Source organism: Seonamhaeicola marinus (assembly GCF_008085455.1).
This window is the reverse complement of the sequence record NZ_VSDQ01000755.1, coordinates 1-1604: the sequence shown is the minus strand read 5'-3', so window position 1 is coordinate 1604 and position 1604 is coordinate 1. Positions and strand designations below refer to the sequence as shown.

The window sequence follows — 1604 nt, the reverse complement described above, 5'->3', positions numbered from 1 at the left end:
GGTGCTATACAAGATATTGCAGATTATGTGGGTGATAGTTTAGGTTTATCACAACAAGCAGCGCAAACTGATGCCGATATTATTGTGTTTGCAGGTGTGCATTTTATGGCCGAAACTGCAAAAATTATAAACCCAACAAAAAAAGTGGTGCTGCCAGATTTAAATGCCGGATGTTCTTTGGCAGATTCTTGCCCGCCAGAGTCATTTAAAGCGTTTAAAGAAAAGCATCCAGACCACATTGTAATAACATATATTAACTGCTCTGCAGAAATAAAAGCATTAAGTGATATTGTTTGTACATCATCAAATGCACTTAAAATAGTAAACTCTGTACCTAAAGACACACCTATAATTTTTGCACCCGATAAAAATTTAGGTCGTTACATTATGAAAGAAACAGGTAGAGATATGTTACTTTGGGATGGTAGCTGTGTGGTACACGAAGCCTTTTCAATGGATAAGTTAATTGAATTGCATAAAAAACACCCAGATTATAAAATTATAGCTCACCCAGAATCTGAAGAGCATATTCTAAATACGGCTACCTACATTGGTTCTACATCGGGTATGATTAATTACGTAAAAGCAAACCAAAACGATAAATTTATTGTAGCTACTGAAGCTGGTATTTTACATAAAATGCAGTTAGAAATGCCAAATACAGAGTTAATACCTGCTCCAGCGGTTGAAGATAATACGTGTGCGTGTAGTGAATGCCATTTCATGAAAATGAATACCATGGAAAAACTCTACAATTGTTTATTACACGAAACACCAGCTATTGAAGTGCCAGAACCATTAAGGTCTCGTGCATTACTACCTATTGAGCGCATGTTAGAACTTTCAAAATAAATTATGCTAGAAACTCATTATTTAGTTATTGGTTCAGGCATTGCGGGTTTAACATTTTCAGTTAAAATTGCCGAAACATTTCCTGATAGAAATGTTGTTATAATAACTAAAGATAGCGAAGACGAATCGAACACAAAATACGCCCAAGGTGGTATGGCTGTGGTGCTTAATAAAGAAGAAGATTCGTTTAAAAAACATATTGAAGATACTCTTATTGCTGGCGATGGTTTGTGCAAACAAGAGGTAGTAAAATTGGTTGTTAAAGAAGGACCGAAAAGACTAAAAGAACTAATTGAATGGGGTGCTAATTTTGATGATGATGGTTCTGGAAATTTAGATTTAGGTAAAGAGGGTGGCCACTCTGAATATAGAATTGTACACCATAAAGATTTAACCGGTGCCGAAATTGAACGTACGCTTATAAAACGTGTGCACCAATTACCAAATATTACGTTATTGCCGCATCATTTTGCTTTAGATTTGGTTACAAATCATCATGTAAAAGCAGAAAACACTAATGAGTTAACTTGTTACGGAGCCTACGTTTTTAATCAAAAAACAGGCGAAATTTTTACCATAAAAGCCAATGCAACTTTGTTAGCCTCAGGCGGTATAGGTTGTGTTTATGGGCACACTACAAATCCAGTTATTGCTACTGGCGATGGTATTGCTATGGCTTATAGGGCCAAGGCTCGTATTAAAGATATGGAGTTTGTTCAGTTTCATCCAACAGCATTATATCAAGAAAAGGG

General features: G+C 35.8%; 2 protein-coding genes. Both read left to right on the top strand.

Annotated features, from left to right (window positions below; translation table 11 throughout):
* Nucleotides 1-852 (top strand): quinolinate synthase NadA (nadA, locus tag FUA24_RS23375; protein WP_148545746.1); only part of this gene is annotated, 852 nt, incomplete at its 5' end.
* 3 nt (nucleotides 853-855) lie between these two features.
* Nucleotides 856-1604, top strand: a 749-nt coding sequence (locus FUA24_RS23370) for an FAD-binding protein (RefSeq protein WP_148545745.1), incomplete at its 3' end; no start/stop codon positions are given.